This is a genomic window from Thalassospira sp. TSL5-1, from assembly GCF_001907695.1.
Taxonomy (GTDB): Bacteria; Pseudomonadota; Alphaproteobacteria; order Rhodospirillales; family Thalassospiraceae; genus Thalassospira.
On sequence record NZ_KV880637.1, the window covers coordinates 423,808 to 439,446 of the forward strand.

The 15,639-nt window shown below is 52.6% G+C and carries 13 protein-coding genes; 7 read left to right on the forward strand and 6 right to left on the reverse strand.

The features are described 5' to 3' along the window. Positions 1–63: 63 nt before the first annotated feature. Positions 64–1,032: a diacylglycerol/lipid kinase family protein gene (locus tag LF95_RS02035; RefSeq protein ID WP_073953450.1), complete on the forward strand. Its 969-nt coding sequence runs from the start codon at positions 64–66 to the stop codon at positions 1,030–1,032. A 129-nt stretch (positions 1,033–1,161) separates the two neighbouring features. On the opposite strand, the gene LF95_RS02040 is transcribed toward LF95_RS02035, so the two are convergent. Together LF95_RS02040 and LF95_RS02045 are read right to left on the reverse strand one after the other, a co-directional pair. Then, positions 1,162–2,868 carry a methyl-accepting chemotaxis protein gene (locus LF95_RS02040; RefSeq protein ID WP_073953451.1) on the reverse strand — a complete coding sequence of 569 codons (1,707 nt, stop codon included), beginning with the start codon at positions 2,866–2,868 and terminating at the stop codon, positions 1,162–1,164. Between the two features lie 299 nt (positions 2,869–3,167). Further along, entirely contained in the window at positions 3,168–5,147 is a 1,980-nt protein-coding gene (locus tag LF95_RS02045) for a BCCT family transporter (protein ID WP_073953452.1), read from the reverse strand. Positions 5,148–5,647: 500 nt separating this feature from the next. On the opposite strand from LF95_RS02045, the gene LF95_RS02050 reads away from it, so the two are divergent. Further along, complete coding sequence (locus tag LF95_RS02050) at positions 5,648–7,654, forward strand: HAMP domain-containing methyl-accepting chemotaxis protein (protein WP_073953453.1); 2,007 nt, start codon at positions 5,648–5,650, stop codon at positions 7,652–7,654. Between the two features lie 93 nt (positions 7,655–7,747). Here LF95_RS02050 and LF95_RS02055 read toward each other — a convergent pair whose 3' ends face one another. Next, positions 7,748–9,097, reverse strand: coding sequence for a TldD/PmbA family protein (locus LF95_RS02055; protein WP_073953454.1), 1,350 nt, complete (start codon positions 9,095–9,097; stop codon positions 7,748–7,750). A gap of 141 nt (positions 9,098–9,238) precedes the next feature. Between LF95_RS02055 and LF95_RS02060 the strand changes: the two genes are divergently transcribed. Beyond that, positions 9,239–9,481, forward strand: coding sequence for a hypothetical protein (locus LF95_RS02060; protein ID WP_073953455.1), 243 nt, complete (start codon positions 9,239–9,241; stop codon positions 9,479–9,481). Here the strand turns inward: LF95_RS02060 and LF95_RS02065 are convergent. Further along, positions 9,478–10,371, reverse strand: coding sequence for an AraC family transcriptional regulator (locus LF95_RS02065; RefSeq protein WP_073953456.1), 894 nt, complete (start codon positions 10,369–10,371; stop codon positions 9,478–9,480). The two genes, LF95_RS02060 and LF95_RS02065, sit on opposite strands and share 4 nt — an antisense overlap. 215 nt (positions 10,372–10,586) lie before the next feature. Here LF95_RS02065 and LF95_RS02070 point away from each other — a divergent pair, with 215 nt between their 5' ends. Next, positions 10,587–11,132, forward strand: coding sequence for a hypothetical protein (locus LF95_RS02070; RefSeq protein WP_143181915.1), 546 nt, complete (start codon positions 10,587–10,589; stop codon positions 11,130–11,132). 61 nt (positions 11,133–11,193) lie between these two features. Then, complete coding sequence (locus LF95_RS02075; RefSeq protein WP_073953458.1) at positions 11,194–12,015, forward strand: hypothetical protein; 822 nt, start codon at positions 11,194–11,196, stop codon at positions 12,013–12,015. Positions 12,016–12,028: 13 nt separating this feature from the next. On the opposite strand, the gene LF95_RS02080 is transcribed toward LF95_RS02075, so the two are convergent. Both LF95_RS02080 and LF95_RS02085 read right to left on the reverse strand, forming a co-directional pair. Then, complete coding sequence (locus LF95_RS02080) at positions 12,029–13,552, reverse strand: UbiD family decarboxylase (protein WP_073953459.1); 1,524 nt, start codon at positions 13,550–13,552, stop codon at positions 12,029–12,031. Between the two features lie 204 nt (positions 13,553–13,756). Further along, positions 13,757–14,227, reverse strand: a complete 471-nt coding sequence (locus LF95_RS02085) for a hypothetical protein (protein ID WP_073953460.1) — start codon at positions 14,225–14,227, stop codon at positions 13,757–13,759. Between the two features lie 246 nt (positions 14,228–14,473). Here LF95_RS02085 and LF95_RS02090 point away from each other — a divergent pair, with 246 nt between their 5' ends. Together LF95_RS02090 and LF95_RS02095 are read left to right on the forward strand one after the other, a co-directional pair. After that, complete coding sequence (locus tag LF95_RS02090; RefSeq protein ID WP_073953461.1) at positions 14,474–14,830, forward strand: DUF4170 domain-containing protein; 357 nt, start codon at positions 14,474–14,476, stop codon at positions 14,828–14,830. Positions 14,831–14,842: 12 nt separating this feature from the next. Beyond that, positions 14,843–15,601, forward strand: a complete 759-nt coding sequence (locus LF95_RS02095; RefSeq protein WP_073953462.1) for a hypothetical protein — start codon at positions 14,843–14,845, stop codon at positions 15,599–15,601. The last annotated feature ends 38 nt before the right edge of the window (positions 15,602–15,639 follow it).

Here is a 15,639-nt window from a genome sequence, read left to right on the forward strand (position 1 = left end):
TACTTTTCTATGGGATGTTGATCGAAAGTATTTTTCAGTTTTATTACAGGTAATATTTGTTTCATGGTCAATGACGGCATTACCATTATTTTTAATCCGCGTGCCGGGGGCAACAAGCAGCGTTTCCTGTCGGCTATCCTGCAACGTGCGGGGGTAAAGGCAGAATTATTACAGACCACCCATCCCGGTCATGCCCGTGAATTGGCGCGGCGGGTGCGGGCCGGGCGCAGGCTGTATGTGGCCGGGGGCGACGGGTCGCTGAACGAAGCCCTGAATGGTTTGCTGGATGCCCAGATCGACGGGCACGAGGTGCCGCCTCTTGGCATTATTCCGCTTGGAACGGCCAATGTTCTGGCTGTCGAGGTCGGATTGGGGGTGAATACCCGTGCTGTTGCCAGCTACATCAATGATCCGGTTTATGTCTGGGTGCGGCCGGGATTGCTGAACGGTCGGGCATTTTTTCTGATGGTGGGCATTGGGGCTGATGCCGATACGGTTGCCAATGTATCGCTAAGGTTGAAACGCCTGATAGGCAAAGGGGCCTATGTGCTTGAGGGCCTGCGCAACATCGCCTTTCCCCGCCATCGCGATTTCGAGGTGCATATCGGCCGGGAGCAATACCGTGTTGCCGGGGTTGTGGCTACCCATGCCAGCCATTATGGCGGCAAATTTATCATTTCACCCGATGCGTCGCTGACGGATAATAAACTTGATGTCGTGATGATGCCCGCCAGCGGCAGCCTGGCAACGGCACGCTATGGCCTGGCCTTGACGATGAACCGCCTGTTTCGCCAGTCCGATGTCAGTGTCGTGCGGACCGAACGGTTAACGATCACCAGTCATTGCGGGCCCGCGCCGGTGCAAATTGATGGTGAAAATGCCGGAGCCTTGCCCTGTGAAATCAGTTTGTCGCCCTATCCGGTTCGGCTGCTGGTTCCGCGCGCCTATTTCGAGGCAACAAACAGTCGGGCGGGGGGCGAACTGGGGGGCGAACCATCCGAACCTTTGCGCCTTTCCAATCGCGAAACATGACGAATGGTGCGTTGGTAACGTTTCAAAGGCGACCGGGAGATGATTAACCCTGTCGCCTTTGTCGTGTTAGAAGATACGGTGCTTTGTCCCATTCCGGGAATTTGCGCCTTTGGGATTTTTCACGAAACTTTATCCGGCACGGACTTTGGCGATAAACGTGTCTACTTCGCGTCGCAGGTTTTCCGCCGATGTTGAAAGTTCCCGTGCGCTTGACAGAACCTGTTCTGCGGCGGCGCCGCCTTCATTGGCGGCTTCGCTAACCTGGGTAATTGCACTGGAGACTTCCTGTGTCCCGGCGGAGGCCTGGGCGACATTCTGGGCGATTTCCTGGGTGGCGGTGTTTTGCTCCTCCACGGCAGACGAAATGGACGAGGCCGTTTCGCGGGTGCGCGAAATTACTTCGGAAATATCGCGAATGGCATCCACAGTGGTGTGGGTGACTTCCTGCACTTCGGCAATGTGATTGGTGATGCTTTCGGTGGCTTTTGCCGTCTGGGTTGCAAGGTTTTTGACTTCCGACGCAACAACGGCAAAGCCTTTGCCGGCTTCGCCCGCGCGGGCCGCCTCGATGGTGGCGTTCAGGGCCAGCAGGTTGGTTTGGGCGGCAATGTCCTGGATAAGGTTCACGACCTCGCCAATTTTTTGCACCGATTCAACAAGCCCTTCGGCCGTGCGTTGGGTTTCGGCCCCTTTTTCCACCGCAATTTGCGTGACATCGGATGAATGTACAACCTGTTCACCAATCTGGCGCACGGATGCGGCCAGTTCTTCGCAGGCGGTGGCAACGGTTTCAACATTGCTGCTGGCCTGTGTTGCCGCAGCCGAAACGGTGCTGGATTGTGTATTTGTTTCATTGAGCGAACTGGTCAGGGTTTGGGCGGCTGTTTCCAGTTCGGTCGCGGTCGAGGCGACAATCGTCACGATGGCACCAACAGTCTGGTCAAACTGGTTGGCAAGCTCGTTCATGGCGCGTTTCTTGTCTTCAATCGCCTTTTGTTCCGCACGCTCGGCGGCTTCTTCCATTTCGCGGTTGCGGATCATATTGGTTTTGAAAACTTCCATTGCACTGGAAATTTCACCAATTTCATCGCGCCGGTCGGTGCCATAAACATCGACATCCAGTTTGTTATTTGCCAGGGCATTCAAGGCACCAACAATTTTGCGAATTGGCTTCACAATGCCGTATTGCGCAATGATAATCCCCAATCCGATGCCAAGTGCCAGGCCAACAATGGCGACAATGATCATCACCGACATGCTGTTGGCAAAGGTGTTATTGGCGGCCACGACGGCATTTGACAATCTGTCCTGGGCATAGCTGACATAGGTGCGAATACTGTTATTGAGGTCTCGTGCCTCTTCGCGGTTGTCGCGGGCCTGTGCAAGAAGGCTGCGGGCAAGAGTTTGGCTGTCGGTACTGGCATCCCGGGCATTGGCGATGGACAGAAGCTTGTCAATGCTGTGTTCATAAATTTCGTAACGTTGTTTTACATCATTTAACAGTTCAAGTCGCCTTGGACCTGCCGTTTTTGATGTTTCCTCAATTATGGCCTCAAACTCGGCGGTTTCGCGGGAAATGGTATTGTTAAGGTCCGCAATGGTGTCTGGTGAAGGGTCTGCTGCAATACGAAATTCGGCACGGTTTAACGAAGTGATCAACCTGGTCAGGCGCAAGCCATCCATGGCCTCGTTTGCGGCAGTCTCCTGTGTTTGGGAAGACTGGTTCATGGAATTCAAACCATGATAACCGTTAGCGGATACGGCGATTATCGCAATCGCCAAAACCGTGATAATGGCAAATATTTTGGTGGCGATGCCGAATTTTCCAAGTTGCATGTGTCGTCTCCCGGTTAAAGAAAAACGTAACCGGTTTTAGCCGGTTCTCCAGATTATGGATTATCGATGCCATCCCTATTTAAGGTATATGTTTATACTATACATTCAGCCATAAATTGATGCTGTGGGAAAGCAAAAAAAACGACCCAGAGATGTATCCGGATCTTTTTGCAACCGGGGAAATAACGGGAGACTGCCTTATTTTTGCGTTCTGGATTGCCAAAACGCAAAATAGCTGTAACTGCCCCAAACAAAAACACCCCGGCCAGTGTGTGGCCGGGGTGTTATTTTGTGGGATGTTAAGAGGTGGAAAGCAGGAAGTGACGATGCTTTTCGTAGTGGTTCAGCACATCGGCAATAACCTGTTCCTTGTTATAGCCGTAAATGTCGTAATCCTGCCCGCCATCAAGTAAAAACACCTCGGCGCGATAATATTTGGAGGATTTTTCCGGTGATTTGAACTCGGGAAAGGCGAATTCAGGCATGGTGTAGCCCCGCAGGCGAACGCCATAGACAAAGTCCTGAACATCCCCATGCGAGATTTCCAGCCGTACTTCGGTATCGCTATGGGTGACATCTACCTGAAGTTCCGTTTCGCGCAATTCGTTTGCCACACCTTCAAGCGCCGGGATAGCGGTTTGGGTTAGAAACATTTTGCATTTATCCAGGCGTGGATAGCTGACAATGGTTTGCAGGCGGGATTTCCAGGGGACATGTGCACCGTGAACCGCTGTCGATGTTGCCATCCCCATGCTGTATTTTTTCCGCTTTTCCAGGCGCAAGCCTTTTAGCAGGCCATAACAGACAAACAGCATGACGGCCGAAAACGGCAGGGCGGCTGTTAGCGATGCGGTTTGCAGGGCTTTCAGCCCGCCCATGACCAGCAAGACTGCGGCCACAACGCCTTCGGTAATCGCCCAGAATACCCGTTGCCATACCGGCGGGTCTTCCTGGCCACCTGATGTGATAATATCGATCACCAGCGACCCTGAATCCGACGATGTGACAAAGAAGGTAATCACCAGAAGTGTCGCGATCAGCGATGAAACACTGGCGAACGGGAAGTTTTCCAGGAATTTGAACAGGGCGGTTGAAATATCGGCCCCGACGGCATCCGATATGGCACCTGCAGCAGGGCCCATATCCAGCCACATGGCAGCATTGCCAAAGAAAGTGAGCCAGATAAAGGTGAAGCCGACCGGCACAAACAGAACGCCAATCACAAACTCGCGAATGGTACGACCGCGCGAGACGCGCGCGATGAACATGCCAACAAATGGCGACCACGCAATCCACCAGGCCCAGTAAAACAGGGTCCAGCCACCAATCCAGTCATTGGGTTCATAGGCAAACAGGTTAAAGGTCTTGTTGACCACTTCGCTAAGATAAAGGCCGACATTTTGAACCAGTGTTTGCAGTAGATAAACCGTCGGCCCGACCAGCAGCACAAACAGCAGCAGGGCAAGTGCCAGAAACAGGTTCAGTTCCGAAAGACGTTTAATGCCGCTATCCAGACCGGCAACAACCGACAGGGTGGCACAACCGGTAATGACAGCGATCAGAACAAGCTGGGTGATTTCGGATTGCGGAATATCAAAAAGGTAATTCAGCCCGGAATTAACCTGTAACACGCCCAGCCCCAGCGAGGTTGCCACACCAAACATGGTGCCAAGAACGGCAAAAATATCCACGGTGTGACCAATCGGGCCGCGAATGCGTTCGCCAATCAGCGGATAAAGCGCGGACCTGATGGTGAGCGGCAGGTTATGACGGAAACTGAAATAGGCCAGCGACATGCCAATAACGGCATAAATCGCCCAGGCATGGATGCCCCAGTGAAAGAATGTCGTCGACATGGCCTCGCGTGCAGCATCCATTGTGCCACCCGCGCCTATCGGCGGGTTGTCAAAATGCAGGATCGGTTCTGCAACGCCGTAAAACATCAGGCCGATACCCATACCGGCACTAAACAGCATGGCAAACCAGGATGTGTAGCTGTAATCGGGTTCGGAATCATCCGGTCCCAGCTTGATTTCCCCATAGGAGCTAAAGGCCAGCCCCAACGAAAAAATCAGGAAAACAGCAACACTTAGCATGTAAAACCAGCCAAAATTACTGGTTAGCCAGGCTTGTACGGTATTAAAAGTTGTGTTGGCGGTTTCTGGCATGACGATGGTAAAAAGAACCACCAGAAAAATTAAAATCGCAGAGCCAAAAAACACTGGCGGTGAAAGCTGCGACTTTGTTTTTTCAGCCACGCCGTTTTCTGACGTTGACATAAAATTTGCTCCAGATAATCGGTTTTCTCGACAGGTTCCGCGTTCGGAACCAGCGTGTTTCGCCGTTTCGGGAGTGCATCGTTGCGACAGTGACAGAATAAAAAAGTCCCGTCACGTTTAGGCATTGTCGGGCTGCGGCCCGACTGCCAAAGCAGTCGCGGATCGAAACATTGCCTCTGACGCAACTGTCCGCGTGGCGCAGTTTATGCGCTATCCACCGGTCAGAAATTTATAGTCAGATGCTCCCTGAATATGCCAACGCAGGCCACGTGCTGATTGTTCCAGTTCAAACAGGCAGAACCGAATGAAGACGCGATAAAGCGGTGGGCGTTGATGTTTTGTCTCAAAATCCGTCATATCGCGTGGCGCGCATTTTCCTCCCCAAATGTGGATATTTTGACCTGAGAGGACGAGCTAGGCTGGCTGCACGAAAAACTGTGGTCAACTGGCAATGGTAAAAAATTGTTGCCGGTATCAGGGCCTGATTTGGAAAATATGTCATGTCTGATTTGAAGATCCGGACCAAAATCTTGTTGGGGTTTGCCGTTGTCCTGGCAGTTTTACTCTCTGCGTTGGCGTTTTCTGGCTACAGTTTTTTGCATGTTTCGAAAAATGTCGATAAATTTGCCCTGAGCGTAGAGGAAGCTTCGCTGATTTCCCAGATCGAGACCCGTTTTGTGAATCTACGTCTTCGCGCCAGAGAGTTTGCCTATAGCGGTGCCGAAAAAGATTCTGACGCGGTGCATGCCATTGCCGCAGAGCTAAAACCCTTGCTGGAAAAGGCTCAGCAACTGGTTGTGGATGCGAAATATATTCGTAGCCTCAAAGTCATGGAAGAGCATCTCAGCCTTTACCTGACCGATTTCACCAAAGCTGAAAAGCTCAGCAATGAATATCGCACTGCTATTCTCGAACAGCTTGAACCCAGTGGCGAAAAAATGGTTTCCAATCTCGACCGTATTGTTGAAATGGCGGAAAAGCAGGGGGATATTGGCAGCCTGATGAATGCAACTGGTGCGCGCGAACATGCGCTTTTATCCCGTCTTTACGCCAATATCCTGATTGGCCGAAAGGATGACAGTTTTGGCGAGCGGGTGATAAATGAGTTTTCGTCCCTGAATGAAACCCTGGCACTGCTTGAGAAAGCAGACCTTTCGACAGAACAGCGTGTGATCTTGGAGCAGTCACGCCAGGTGTTTTACGAATACCGGCAGGCCTTTGACCTGATCTTGCGCGACGAACAGCAGATTATCGCCCTTGTTGATGGCGAAATGGCACAGGCTGCCCAGGAAATCGTTGCTTATGCCGAAGCTCTTTTGCATGATTTTCAACAGATCGAACATGCCATTCTCGCCGAAACGACCGATACCATTGCCACGACCATGACCGAAATCATTATTGCCGGTTTGGTGGGGGTTGTTCTTGGCATTGCGATCGCCCTGATCCTGGGAGTGCGGCTGTCACGTCCGGTGATGAAAATCGCCGATATCATGCATCGCCTGGCCGCAAATGATTTTGATGTGGTTATTCCCGCAACACGGCAGAAAGACGAAATAGGTAGTATGGCGCGCTCGGTCGAAGTGTTTCGCGAAAACACCTTGCGTGCCCGTGCTCTGGAGCAGAAAGCCGAAGAACAGGAGCGCCGCAATGCCGAAGAACGCCGTGAAATGATGCGTCGTACCGCGGAAAACTTTGATCAAAATGTGGGGGAAATCCTGCATATCGTGGCAGCGGCATCAACCGAATTGCAATCAACCTCGGCAAGCATGCTTGGGTTGGTTAACCAGGCTGGCAGCCAATCAACCACTGTGGCAAGTGCCACCGAAGAGGCCAGCGCCAATGTTAGCTCGGTTGCAGCAGCCACCGAACAGCTGAACGTATCGATTAACGAAATTAACCGTCAGGTGGCCTTGTCTACTGCGGTGATGCATGATGCCGTAGATCAGGCCAGCAACAGTCAGCTTACCATGGAAGAGTTGTCGGCCGCAGCCGAAGGTATTGCATCCGTTCTGGAATTGATTACCGATATTGCCGAACAAACCAACCTTTTGGCGCTGAATGCGACAATCGAAGCGGCCCGCGCCGGCGAAATGGGCAAGGGGTTTGCAGTGGTTGCCTCCGAGGTCAAAAGCCTTGCCAGCGAAACAGCAAAGGCAACCAAGGAAATTACCGAGCAAATTGCCAATGTGCAGAAAAAAACCGGCGACGCCGTGGAGATGGTTTCGGCGGTTAGAAAATCGGTTGGGAAGATGGAAGGTATTTCGTCGTCAATTGCTGCCGCCATCGAAGAACAAAACGTCGCAACCAAGGAAATTGCCTATAATATTTCCCAGGCAGCCGAGGGGACCCGCGTGGTTAGCGAAAGTATTGGTAATGTAAACGAGGCCGTGGGCGAAGTGGGCGCTGCCTCAGAAGCGGTGCAGGTCGCCACCGAAAGCCTGTCGCGCAACTTTGCCAGTTTGCAACAGGCGACCCGCAAATTTGTGTCGGTTATCCAGGCAGCTTAAACAGCAAAGTCATTTTAAAGTGCCCCGCATCCTGTTTGGATTGCGGGGCGTTTTAACTTTTGGCTGACGAAATGTTTTGCTGCCAATAATTGGTTACTGGCCAGCCACCGTCATGCCATCAATGCGCAGGGTCGGGGCGTTGGTGCCATATTTGAAGGTCAGGTCATTGGCCGGGCTGACGGCCTTGAACATTTCCTTGAGGTTGCCAGCCACCGTGATTTCGGAAACCGGATAGGCCAGTTCGCCATTTTCAATCCAGTAACCCGATGCGCCGCGCGAATAATCACCCGTAATGCCATTCACGCTGCTGCCGATCATTTCCGTAATATACAGGCCCTGCTTGACATCAGCGATCATGTCCTGCGGCGAAATAAGGCCCGGTTCCATATAAAGGTTGGTGGTGGATGGCCCCGGCAGGCTGCCTGCCCCGCGCGAGGCATTGCCGGTTGATTTCAAACCAAGCTGGCGGGCAGAGCGCAAATCAAGGATCCATCCCTTGAGGATCCCATTTTCAACCAGGTTGCGCTTGGCGTTGGCCACACCCTCGGCATCAAATGGTTTGGAGCGCAGGCCGCGTTTGCGGTGCGGGTCATCGACAATGGTGATGTTGGGGGCGAAAATTTCCTTTTCCATCATGTCGATCAGGAAACTGGTGCCGCGCGCAATGCCGGAGCCATTAATTGCACCGGCCAAATGCCCGACGATGGAGGCCGATACCCGCGGATCCATGATAATCGGCACTTGTGTGCTTTTCACCTTGCGCGGATTCAGGCGGCGAAGTGTTTTTTCGGCAGCCATGCGGCCAATGTCGGCCGGGTCGCGCAGGTCGGTTGAAAAAACCGCGCTGTCATAATCATAATCGCGTTCCATTGCCGTGCCTGTCCCGGCCAGGACCGAAACCGAAATATGGCTGCCACTACCAGCATAGCTGTTGGCAAAGCCGTTGGTGGCCGCCAGGGTGATTTGGTGACGGCCCCAACCAGCATCCGACCCTTCGGAATTGGTGATGCCCTCAACCGAACGGGCGGCTTCCTCGCAGGCACTGGCCCAGGCGATCAGTTTGTCCTGGTCCACTTCGCCTGGTTCGCACAGTTCTAACCCGTCAATATCAAAGGTTTCGGCCAGCTCGGATGGGTCGGCAATGCCACAAAACGGGTCTTCTGGCGCATTTTTTGCCATCGCAACACAGCGTTCCACAAGTTCATCAAGCGCGGCATCACTGGTATCGGATGATGAAACAACCGCCTGCTTTTTGCCAATCAGCACCCGCAGGCCCAGATCGGCCCCTTCGGATCGTTCCAGTTTTTCAAGCTTGCCCAATCGTTGCGACACCGAAAGCGAGGTGCCTTCGACGTAAACGGCATCCGCGTCGTCTGCGCCCGCCTTTTTGGCGCGGTTCAGAAGGTCATTGATGCGATCAAGCGTCATGTCAGTTTTGGGCATTGATATTCCTTTTCACACAAAGTGTCTTACCACCGTTATAGGTAGCCAAAGGCCAATGCGCAAAGGGGAACCGCCTAATTTACCGGTTTCACGGCAAATTTATCGGCTTGCTGGCGGTAAAAACAATTTTTCGGGGGAAAAATGAAAGGCACCATTTTGGAAAATGCCGGGTGGGCGAAACTGTATCAGGCGCCCTTTGTTCATGCCGTGATCGACGATGCCCTGGACCCGGCCCTGTTTGCGCAGTTAAAGGCCAGCCGCCCGACAATAGCCGGCCAAATGGCGCACGCGCAGTCAAAGGGAACACATCCGCCGCCCGGCAGAACTGCAATGGATTTGATCCTTAAACCGGGCGACGGATTTTGGCGGACGGAATTGGTTTAGGCCGCCTTTTCAACAGGTATCCAGATTTCAACCGTACCATTACCGGTTTCGGGGTCAAATTCCCGGCCATAACATTCAAATTCGGGGGCAGACAGGGGTTTTAGGTTCGATTTGGGTAAATAATCGTTCCAGATGGTGTAAGTCGTGGCGCGAATGCCTGAAATATGCCCGCGATGGGTGAAAACCGCGTAGGTTTGCGGGGCAATCTCAATGATGGTTAATTCAGGGGCACTGATGTCCGTCTGGCCGGAGATGGCAACACCACAAATATAGTCAAAACACATGGCGTTGTCGTTCTGATCCGATGCGGAGGTGTCGTTTGTGATGTTGCTGCAAACGCCATAGGTTTCATACCCGATTTGCCCATCTATGTTGCCAATCCAGGGAATGAATTGCTGCCATTGTGCGGGGATGGCAGTGCTGCTTTCCACACTATAGCTGCGTTTTAGCCCTGCGATGCGCAAATGGTCGCGTTTTTCAAAGCGCGGTTCTTCAATTTTCACAATCATATGGTCCGACATGCGTAAACACTCCTGCAAAACAAGGGGGTCAAGATGTCCACGACGGCGCAGTTCTTCGGGGGTTATCGCGAAATAGTCCCGAAAGGCCCGGCTGAAAGCCTCGTGCGAGGTATAACCGGCTTCAAGGGCAATGGTCAGAATGTTTCGCCTGGCAAAATCCGGATGCACCAGTTTTTGCGCTGCGTGCGATAATTTGCGTGCCCGTGCATAACGCATCACCGACATGCCCGTGGCAATCGCAAAGGCCCGCATCAGATGCCGCGCCGAGATGCTGCATTTTTCGGCCAGTTCGGTTAAATCCGGGCTGGTTTCGGCATCGGCCTCGATATGCGTTTCAATCAGCCAAACGGCCTTTTCTGCCGGTGTCATGCAACCTCCGTCGTGGATACGTGTCTGCTATAACGGATCTTCAAAATGCCGATTTGATCAAAAGCGACGCTTGCCATGCTTTTGCCAGCCTTTTTTAACTTTACCCTGTAATAGTCCTGCCAAAGCCCAATCCAGCATCCGAATGAAGATCCCTGACGGAGAGCGCAATGTCCAAATTTGCACCCTTATTTCTTTTATGTGCCTGTGCCGGAAGCATGACCACATCTGCCCCGGCACAGGCACAGGCGACAAAGGATGCAACATCGTTTGCAAGCCAACAGGTAAAAGAACCGGAAACAAAACCGGCAACGGGGCCAGTGACGGATACTGACCTTTACCGCGAAATGCGCCTTCAGGCCGGGCAGCATGCCGCGCAAAACCGCCACCAAATTTTGGTGGGGGACTTTACCTGTGACGGGCAGACCGACCGTATCGCGGGATGGGTGGACCACGATAATCCCGACGGACCGTTTTTTGATGTCCTGTTTGTCACCCAGGATGGCGGAACGTTAAGTTCGGAATTAAAGCACATACCCTTTGCCCAGGATAAACAGTTCGCCCTGTGCGTGGCCGATGATACCGCCCCGCCGCCCATGAGCTGGCAGCAGGTGGAACCCGATTATGTGCGTGAGGTTGTTGGAAATGCTGGTCTGTGCACCACGGCAGTCCGGATCGAGGATTTCATGTGTGATGCCCCGCAATTTTACTGGAACAAAACAGCGGATAAAAACGGCGATCACTGGGTTTTTTATCGTAACTAACTCTATAGATTGTTATTGTTCCCAATGTTCTATGTTTAATTGATTATTGGAGTTCTGGTCGATGTTGAATATTGCCACCGTTTCTATGATGCGGTGTTACGGGGTGAATCGTGCCAGTAAGAAAGCAAGAATTGAGGTTCTTCTGCAGATTCTGGAATCATCAGATGCTCCGGATCTTATCGTCTGTGCAAGTGATTATTTCAGTTCAAAGAAACACTTGGAAGAGTTTTCTAATATTATAAAAGACACTGGCGGTCGATCCACTCATATCGTTACAACGGTTGGTAGTTCGAGAAAAGGCAAGGAATACCAAAAGAAATTTTCCGCGAAATATAAAAGAAACGATCAAGTGTATGTCATTTTCCCGGATGGCACCTACCGGCAGCTGGCGCAGCAGTGTTTTTCAACCCGCGAAAATTACAGGGTCGGTGAAGCTGCGTTTATAAATAGTTTGGAAAACCGAACTTTCAAATTGCCTATTGGTGAGAAAAATCTTTCTTGTTCTGTTCTGTCCTGCGGAGAAATCAACGCATTTCACGGAAGGGATCATGTGGTGCCGATACATTCCGAGATCGGTAAATATTTTAATCACATCGATATCATTTGTAATCCGACGCATGACCGAATGGGGAATGACGGCACGTTGCATGCCAAAAGGTTATATCTGTCGAGGAAAATAGGCACACGCCACAGATGTTATATTGGTGTGTCAAATTGGGAAGTTGGCAGTAAATCACAGGCAAAAGATGCCGAGACATTGCACAGTATTTATTCTTCCAAATTTGGCAAGGGATATGGGCGTCGTAACGAGACAGCTGAGCGGCAATCTGTTGAGGGTTTTGACGAAATTTTTGAGTATCGCCGCTCTACTGTTTCTTTTTGATGGTGCTTAGGCCTTACTTCCAGATTTTGCGACCGCTGCCGGGCAGGCCGTAGCGGTCCCATTTTTCATCAACGCGGTCGATGATGTCATCGGGCATATAAAGCTTTTCGCCCCATTCACGGTGGGTTTCCGGGGGCAGCTTGTTGGTGGCATCCATGCCCAGTTTGCCGCCCAGCCCGCTTTCGGGTGATGCGAAATCCAGATAGTCAATTGGGGTGTCGGTGATGGTGGTAATGTCGCGCACCGGGTCCATGCGGGTGGATATTGCCCACATCACGTCTTTCCAGTCGCGCACATTGATGTCGTCATCCACCACAATGACGAATTTGGTATACATAAATTGCCGCAGGAACGACCAAACCCCCATCATCACGCGCTTGGCATGGCCGGGATAGGCCTTTTTCATTGATACAACGGCAATCCGGTAGCTACATCCTTCCGGCGGCAGCCAGAAATCGACGATTTCGGTAAATTGCTGTTGCAGTAACGGCACAAAAACATCGTTCAAGGCTTCGCCTAAAACCGACGGTTCATCTGGCGGGCGGCCGGTGAAGGTTGAAAGATAAATCGGCTTTTTGCGCATGGTGATGGCGGTAATGGTGAAAACCGGGAAGCTTTCGACCGAATTATAATACCCGGTATGGTCGCCATAAGGGCCTTCGGGCGCATATTCGTCCAGCGAGACATGCCCTTCCAGTACGATCTCGGCGGTGGCGGGGACTTTTAACGGAATGGTTTTGCATTCCACCAGTTCCACCTTTTCGCCGCGCAAAAGCCCGGCAAACTGATATTCCGACAGGGTATCGGGCACGGGGGTGACGGCGGCGAGAATGGTGCCGGGGTCGGCCCCCAGAACAACCGCACAGGGCAGGGGCTCCTGTTTGCTGTTTTTCCAGCGGGCGTGATGCTGCGCACCGCCGCGATGCTTGAGCCAGCGCATGATCGCCTTGTCCCTGCCCAGCACCTGCATGCGATAAATGCCCAGATTGAACACATCGCGTTTGTCACCGCCCTTTTCGCCCACAGACGGCCCCTGCGTTACCACCAGCGGCCAGGTAATCAGCGGTGCGGGTTCGCCGGGCCAGCATCCCTGAATGGGCAATTTGCCAAGGTCGATGTCATCGCCGGTCAGCACAATTTCCTGGCACGGGGCCTTGGAAACCGTTTTGGGCTTCATCGCCATTACGGTTTTTGCCAATGGCAGCATCGAAAAGGCTTCGCGCAAGCTTCCCGGGGGTTCAGGCTGTTTCAGGAAGGCCAGGGTTTCGCCAACCTCGCGCAGTTCTTCGGTCTTGCGGTTCATGCCCGCTGCCACACGTTCAACCGTGCCAAACAGGTTGACCAGAACCGGCATGTCATATTTGCGGCCATTGTCATCAACGACATTTTCAAAAATAACCGCCGGTCCCCCTTCGGCCAGAAGGCGGGTCTGGATTTCGGTCATTTCCAGATGGGGCGAAACCGGTTCGCTCACACGAACAAGCTGGCCTTTTTTCTCAAGGTCTTCAATGAAATCGCGCAAAGACTGATAGGGCATGGCACCGCAATCTTGTGGGGCGGGCGATGTGCCGCCCGCGTTTCAAAACATGGTCACAGGTGGTAATACGATGCGCAGGACTTGTCCAGTATGTGGCGCTTTTGCCAGGATAGATAAAATCCCGTGCAAACACCTGTCTGCACGGGAATGGATTTGGGGGCTGTTGCCTGATAGAGCGGGTTTAACGCGCGGTATCGAGCGAAATTAGGACCCGGTCATATAATGAATGTCGCCATCGTTATCGACGGTGGCAAGCTGGCCTGCCTTGCTAAAGACCGTGGCGCATTCATCTTCCTCGCTGCGGTCCCACAGGCACAGATATTTGCTTTGCTCAACGCTCCACAAACGCTTTTTCATGCCGCGATCGCCGTCATCATCGTTCCAGGTTAGCGAGGCAACGCCATTTTCAAAATAGGTGATGTTGACATTGGCATCGTTCTCGCCATCCCGATAGGAGAAGGTGTGATTGGCGATTTCCGAGGCTAACGATGTGCCTGTTACGGGCTGATAGCCCTGATTGACCAGCACGGTGCCTGCTTCGGTCATGTCATCGCTGTCAACGTCGATATCGGTGCTGTTGACGGTGGTCGTAGACCCACAGGCGGAAAGGGCAAGGGCCGCCCCAAAGGAAATGACGCCAACCATACCGAATTTTTTAATCTGCTTTGCTCGCATTATTCTTCTCCTTGTTCTGTCGTCCGAAACAAGTTCTGGGGTGGTTTGCCGTGCAAACGCGCCGTAAGTGAAAGATTTGCCCGCAAACTTGTCGATTCCGCGACGGTCATGCGACACTTGCATGGCAATATTATTGAAATTGTCGGTTTTGGTTCTTATCTCGATTGGTTATACAGTGGTCAGAATCGATCGCATTTCCCACAGATGCGGTATTTCACATCATCAAGACAACGTAAGGACGCACAGATGGCCAATTATTGGGTTATCGGGGGCACCTATCAGGATACCGGTTTTGAAAAGCCGATTGGCGAAGAAACCAAAGTAGGCCCGTTCGGAACATTTGAAGACGCCGAAAAAGAATGGTCAAAGCTGGCCTGGCAGTCGGTTGACGATGCCAATTCGCGTTATCGCATCGAACGGCTTGACGAATACTGGGTCGTCGGCGGTGAATATGAAGATACCAGCTTTGAAAAGCCGGTTGGCGGTTCGGAAGAACGCCACGGTCCGTTCGGCACGTTCGAGCAGGCCGAAAAGGAATGGTCGAAACTGGCCTGGCAGCATGTCGACGACTGCAATTACCGTTATCGCGTCGTTGAAGGCTGATGACCTTTAAAAATGTTTGCGGTTTCCGACACGCATTTGCTTGAAGACGAACATCTTCGCCAGCAGGTCGAAGGCCATCCGCGCGCGCAGGAACTTCTGCGCGCGCTTTTATATCCTTATGCGGCACCGGATCATGACTATATTTTGCGCAACCGGGCCGTAACCCCGCTTTATACGCGCAACAAGTTTGACCATATCGATCGTTTGCTTGGTGGGCGTGTTCCGGTGATTGCGGCGGGCTCAAACCGCTCGCCCCGGCAATTGGCGCGCAAATTTTCCCGCTTTTCCGAAGCCGTTGAAATACCGGTCACGATGGGCTGGATGCAAAATTACGATATCGTTTATTGCGCCCATCTCACCAGTTATGGCGCGGTGCCGGCAACGATCCTGCAATCGCCCGGTACTGTGGTTCGGGTGGCCATAAACTGGTTGTTGCCCGACCAGCTTCATCATATGCACGCCACCGAAAGCCTGGGCGATCATTACGATTACCGGCAAATTCCCTCGGCGGGCATCACCCTGGATTGCGGGCTGACGGTGCAGCGAGCCGGGGCCTATATTGCACGTTACGGGGTTGAGTTTTCGACAGGCGATATTTTCACCCTTGCCGATATCAAGGCCGAAAACCGCCGCCTTCCCGAACGCAATCAATGGCAAATGCTGCAATATGTCGCCCGCCGCGCCGGACTGGTCGCCCACCCCGATTTTATCCTGCGCATCATTGACGACGAAAAATTCCGCCGCGCGCAGAACGGCAGGCGACCGGCCTGATAATGCGGTGCCCCGGGCGGTGAAGCCCTGTTATTATC

Excerpts from the sequence above, each read along its gene's own strand:
- LF95_RS02065 (WP_073953456.1), bottom strand. The coding sequence starts at position 10,371 with ATGACACCGGCAGAAAAGGCCGTTTGGCTGATTGAAACGCATATCGAG.
- LF95_RS02090 (WP_073953461.1), top strand. The coding sequence starts at position 14,474 with ATGGCCAATTATTGGGTTATCGGGGGCACCTATCAGGATACCGGTTTT.
- LF95_RS02095 (WP_073953462.1), top strand. The coding sequence starts at position 14,843 with ATGTTTGCGGTTTCCGACACGCATTTGCTTGAAGACGAACATCTTCGC.
- LF95_RS02035 (WP_073953450.1), top strand. The coding sequence starts at position 64 with ATGGTCAATGACGGCATTACCATTATTTTTAATCCGCGTGCCGGGGGC.
- LF95_RS02050 (WP_073953453.1), top strand. The coding sequence starts at position 5,648 with ATGTCTGATTTGAAGATCCGGACCAAAATCTTGTTGGGGTTTGCCGTT.
- LF95_RS02070 (WP_143181915.1), top strand. The coding sequence starts at position 10,587 with ATGACCACATCTGCCCCGGCACAGGCACAGGCGACAAAGGATGCAACA.
- LF95_RS02045 (WP_073953452.1), bottom strand. The coding sequence starts at position 5,147 with ATGTCAACGTCAGAAAACGGCGTGGCTGAAAAAACAAAGTCGCAGCTT.
- LF95_RS02080 (WP_073953459.1), bottom strand. The coding sequence starts at position 13,552 with ATGCCCTATCAGTCTTTGCGCGATTTCATTGAAGACCTTGAGAAAAAA.
- LF95_RS02075 (WP_073953458.1), top strand. The coding sequence starts at position 11,194 with ATGTTGAATATTGCCACCGTTTCTATGATGCGGTGTTACGGGGTGAAT.
- LF95_RS02040 (WP_073953451.1), bottom strand. The coding sequence starts at position 2,868 with ATGCAACTTGGAAAATTCGGCATCGCCACCAAAATATTTGCCATTATC.
- LF95_RS02060 (WP_073953455.1), top strand. The coding sequence starts at position 9,239 with ATGAAAGGCACCATTTTGGAAAATGCCGGGTGGGCGAAACTGTATCAG.
- LF95_RS02055 (WP_073953454.1), bottom strand. The coding sequence starts at position 9,097 with ATGCCCAAAACTGACATGACGCTTGATCGCATCAATGACCTTCTGAAC.
- LF95_RS02085 (WP_073953460.1), bottom strand. The coding sequence starts at position 14,227 with ATGCGAGCAAAGCAGATTAAAAAATTCGGTATGGTTGGCGTCATTTCC.